This window comes from uncultured Novosphingobium sp., from assembly GCF_964277725.1.
GTDB lineage: Bacteria > Pseudomonadota > Alphaproteobacteria > Sphingomonadales > Sphingomonadaceae > Novosphingobium > Novosphingobium fluoreni.
The window spans coordinates 1-4,347 of record NZ_CAXYKL010000254.1 but is presented as its reverse complement, the minus strand read 5'-3'; the positions used below and the strand labels follow the sequence as shown (position 1 = coordinate 4,347).

Sequence of the window (4,347 nt, the reverse complement as noted above, 5' to 3'; positions counted from 1 at the left end):
CGAGTAAGGTAGCCGATCGTCTCTCCCGCCTTCTCGCCAGTGGTTTCCGCCATGCGCTCCGCTGCGGCGCGGGCCGCCACCCGGCGCGGCGAAAGCAGGATCACCGTCCCGGTGCACCAGTCCCGGTTCAGCAGCGCGGGGGCGACGGCGGTGGTCTTGCCCGCTCCAGGGGGCGCGATCAGCACGGCGGCGCCTTCCCCATCGAGGGTGGAGAGCAGTTCGGGAAGTACGGCGTGGATCGGCAGGTCTGTCACCTGGATGGCCCTAGCCGATGACATGAGGATTTGCACCGGGGCGGCGCATCGCAAACCAATCGGGCTTTCGTCGCTATAGATCGATCCGCCTGCAACTAAACGGGCCAGGCTTGGTTAGCGCACCGAACCTTCCAGACGATCGGAGAGCAGGCATGGCAATACGGGAATTGGCGACATTCAATATCGTCCGTAAGGGCGAGGATTATCGCATCACGATCGAGGACGCTTCAGGCGAAACCACAGAATTTACAGCTGACTACGACGCACTGGACCTGATTTCCGAAGCTATCGACGAAGCCCTCGACAGCGATGAGGAAGAGGTGCTTGAAGTTGATGAGGACGAGGAAGAGGAGAAATAATTTTTCGTCTCAGAGCAAAAGAGAAAAGGGGGCGTTTTGCGCCCCCTTTTTCGTGATGGCATCCGCGATGTGACGGCGAGCGAAACGATCGCCTAGTATCGCCGGGCGACCGCGAACAGCGCCGCTTCCGCCATGGCGTCTCGCGCCGCGCTGGGTGGGAACACCGCGATCGCGTCGATTGCGCGCTGCGCATAATACCTTGCCCGCTCACGGGTGGCATCGACACAGCCATGCCGGTTGATCAGCTTGACGGCGTGAGCCAGATCCTCGTCCTCGGTCAGGAACCCCGCGATCGCTTCCTGCCAGAACTTGCGCTCCTCGGCCGAACCGCGCGCATAGGCCAAGATCACCGGCAGGGTCATTTTCCCCTCGCGGAAATCATCGCCCTTGCCCTTGCCGCTTTCCTCCGCCTCGGAATCATAGTCGATGGCATCGTCCACCAGCTGGAAGGCAATCCCCAGGTTGCGACCGTAGGCGTCCAAGGCGCGCTCCTCCGCTTCGCTCTTCTCGGCAACGACGGCGGCGATGCGCGTGGCGGCGGCGAACAATGCGGCGGTCTTCGATCCGATGATCGAAAGATAGCGCTCTTCACTCGTGTCGACATGCCGCTGGGCGACGAGCTGGTCGACCTCGCCCTCGGCTATGATCGACGATGCGCCGGACAGGATCTTCAGCACCTTGAGGCTACCGTCCTCCACCATCAGCTCAAAGGCGCGGGTGAAGAGGAAATCGCCCACAAGCACGGTGGCGGGATTGCCAAAGACGATGTTGGCAGCCGCCTTGCCCCGGCGCAGATCCGATCCATCGACCACATCATCATGCAGCAAAGTGGCGGTGTGAATGAATTCCACGGCGGCGGCCAGCTTGTGGTGCCGGGTCCCCTGGTAGCCGCATAGCTCGGCCCCGCCCACGGTCAGCATTGGGCGCAAGCGTTTGCCGCCGCCTGAAATCAAATGCCCCGCCAGCGCCGGAATCAACGGCACCTCGCTCTGCATCCGATCCAGGATCACGGCATTGACGCTGTTCATGCCCTGCGCGGTCAACGCAAGCATGGGGGAAAGCGAGGGTTCTGCGCGCGGGCGCAGGGGGACAACATCGGCGCTCATTGCGGTGCGACATGGCGGCTGGGGTGCGACATGGCAAGCGCGAAAGCCGCGAGTGGAATTGCATTTGCGACCATGCTAGCGGCGGATGCCATGAGCCAGTCCCCGATCACCGACGATGCCGGCACCGTTGCCACCACCGATCCCGTGCTGGCGGGCTATCGCAAGAGTATCGACAATATCGATGCCGCGCTGATCCACATTCTGGCGGAGCGTTTTCGCATTACCCAGGCTGTCGGTGCCTACAAGGCGACGACCGACCTGCCCGCCTCCGACCCGGGCCGCGAAGAGCGCCAGATCGCCCGCTTGCGTAAGCTGGCCGAGGAAGCGCAACTAGACCCGGATTTCGGCGAGAAGCTGCTGCGCTTCATCATCGACGAAGTGATCCGCCACCATGAAAAGGCCAAGGCGGCCAACTAGAGCGGAGCTGTTGATCGACCGTCAGGCCACCGCCCTTGGCAGCCTGAGCTTGAGCAACAATCCGCCCAGATCCTCGCTCTCATCCAGTACGACCGAGCCGCCATAGATCTCAGCGACATCGCGAACGATCGCCAGCCCAAGCCCCGTGCCCGGCTTGCCGGTGTCGAGCCGCGCGCCGCGATCGAAAATCCGCGTCCGCTCTGCTTCGGGGATTCCCATGCCGTCATCCTCGATCCAGATCTCGCACCATTGCGGGTCCTTGGTTTCGTCCACCGTCACGAAAACACTGCCGCCACCGTACTTGGCCGCATTCTCGATCACGTTGCCAAGCAATTCTTCCAGATCCTGCTTCTCCAGAGCAACCTGCGCCTCGCGGTTGCCGGCAAGGTCAAAGCGAGTCGATCCGTACAATCGCTCCACCGCGCGCAGCACCGCCTCCAGGCTGGGCCATACGCCTGCCCGCGAAAGCCCGGCGGCGCGACGCCCCACCGCGCGCGCGCGCGCCAAGTGGTGATCGACCTGGCGGCGCATCACCGCCGCCTCCCGGATCACGGTATCGCCCAGATCGGGGGCTCGCGCGGTGGCCGCGTTCATCACCACCGTCAGCGGCGTCTTCAGCGCGTGCGCGAGGTTTCCGGCATGCGTCCGCGCCTCTTGCGCCTGGCGGTCGGTATGCTCGAGCAAAGCATTAAGTTCCTCGACCAAGGGCTGGACTTCGGTTGGCAAAGGCTCGGTCACCTTGGCCGCGCCGGTGGTGCGCAGGCGGCGGATCGCACGCCGCACGTGGCGCAGCGGGAAAAGGCCATACCACGTCTGCAGTCCGGCCATAGCCAGCAGGCCCAGACCTAGAAAAAAGAAGCTGTAGAACAGGATAGATCGGATCGACTTGATCTGATCATTCAATTGCACGCGACTGGCGGCCACCGTGAACATCCATTCGGTGTTGCTACCGGGCAGGATGATCGAGCGCTCCATGATCCGCAGCGGCTCGCCGCTGAATTGGCTGCTGTCGTATGTGTGCGGCTCACTGTCGAAGTGGCCATCCGGCACTTGAAGACTGCGATCCCACAAAGAGCGGGAGGGAAAGTCCTCATGCCCCTTTCCGCGAATCTGCCAATACAGACCGCTGTTGGGCTCCAGGAATCGCTGATCGCCCAGGGGCCGATTGAAGAACACCTCACCGTCCGGCCCGATCTCGGCCGAGCCGATCATGCCGGTCAGCATGTAGCCCAGTTGCTCGTCGAAACTTCGCGTGACTTGTGAAGTCAGCGTGCGATCCAGAAACATGCCGCCGATCAGCAGCAGGATGGATATCCATCCCGCCGCGATCAGCATCATGCGCCGCGCCAGCGATCCCGTACCGCGCGGCCGCCGCGCACGCACGTGTGCCGCACCCTCAGCCGCTATCCGCGCCTCCTCCGAGGAGACCTCAGCCGCGGGGCTGGTCGGCAGGGTCGTCGAGGCTGTAGCCAAGGCCGCGGATCGTCGTGATCACGTCTGCACCCAGCTTCTTGCGGATGCGCGTGACAAAGACCTCGATCGTGTTGGAATCGCGGTCAAAATCCTGATCGTAGATATGCTCGATCAGTTCAGTGCGGCTGACCACCTTGCCCTTGTGGTGCATCAGATAGGCCAGCAGCTTGTATTCCTGCGCCGTCATCTTCACCGGCTCACCGGCCAGGGTCACCCGCCCAGACCGAGTATCGAGCCGAACGTCGCCGGCGATCAATTCGCTGGAAGTGTTACCCGAGGCGCGACGAATCAGCGCGCGCAGGCGTGCGATCAGTTCCTCGGTCTGGAAAGGCTTGGCGAGGTAATCATCCGCACCTGCGTCCAGCCCGGCGACTTTGTCCGACCAGGAATCACGAGCCGTCAGCACCAGCACCGGAAAGTTCCGGCCTTCCTTGCGCCACATGCCCAACACGGTGAGGCCGTCGATCTCGGGCAAGCCGAGATCGAGGATCACCGCGTCGTATTCTTCGGTCGAGCCCATGAAGTGCCCGTCTTCGCCGTCGGTCGACAAGTCGACGGCATAGCCGGTTTGCTCAAGAGTGTTCTTGAGCTGGTTGCCGAGCGTAGGTTCATCCTCGACGATCAGGATGCGCAAATCCGTCTCTCCCTCAGGTAGGGGATTGAAATGGGCCGAATGCGCAGAATGGTCAAGGAAGCCCACAGTTCCGTCTCCTCGTCGCTCGCCCCCGAGTTTAAAGG

5 protein-coding genes and 1 pseudogene are annotated in these 4,347 nt (G+C 62.8%); 2 read left to right on the top strand and 4 right to left on the bottom strand.

Translation table 11 applies throughout. The features are described 5' to 3' along the window. Positions 1-278 (bottom strand): annotated as a pseudogene (locus tag ACHWRX_RS14055) (ATP-dependent helicase HrpB); the annotation flags it as partial. Between the two features lie 128 nt (positions 279-406). Here ACHWRX_RS14055 and ACHWRX_RS14050 point away from each other — a divergent pair. Next, complete coding sequence (locus ACHWRX_RS14050; protein ID WP_288416435.1) at positions 407-613, top strand: hypothetical protein; 207 nt, start codon at positions 407-409, stop codon at positions 611-613. Between the two features lie 92 nt (positions 614-705). On the opposite strand, the gene ACHWRX_RS14045 is transcribed toward ACHWRX_RS14050, so the two are convergent. Continuing rightward, positions 706-1,719 carry a polyprenyl synthetase family protein gene (locus tag ACHWRX_RS14045; protein ID WP_394659650.1) on the bottom strand — a complete coding sequence of 338 codons (1,014 nt, stop codon included), beginning with the start codon at positions 1,717-1,719 and terminating at the stop codon, positions 706-708. A gap of 90 nt (positions 1,720-1,809) precedes the next feature. Between ACHWRX_RS14045 and ACHWRX_RS14040 the strand changes: the two genes are divergently transcribed. After that, a complete protein-coding gene (locus ACHWRX_RS14040; RefSeq protein WP_058735534.1) occupies positions 1,810-2,136 on the top strand; it encodes a chorismate mutase in 327 nt (108 codons plus the stop codon). A 21-nt stretch (positions 2,137-2,157) separates the two neighbouring features. Here the strand turns inward: ACHWRX_RS14040 and ACHWRX_RS14035 are convergent, their stop codons facing one another. Next, positions 2,158-3,474 carry a HAMP domain-containing sensor histidine kinase gene (locus ACHWRX_RS14035; protein ID WP_082667835.1) on the bottom strand — a complete coding sequence of 439 codons (1,317 nt, stop codon included), beginning with the start codon at positions 3,472-3,474 and terminating at the stop codon, positions 2,158-2,160. A 91-nt stretch (positions 3,475-3,565) separates the two neighbouring features. Further along, on the bottom strand, positions 3,566-4,243 hold the full coding sequence (locus ACHWRX_RS14030; protein ID WP_058735493.1) for a response regulator transcription factor: 678 nt from the start codon (positions 4,241-4,243) through the stop codon (positions 3,566-3,568). Positions 4,244-4,347 lie beyond the last annotated feature (104 nt).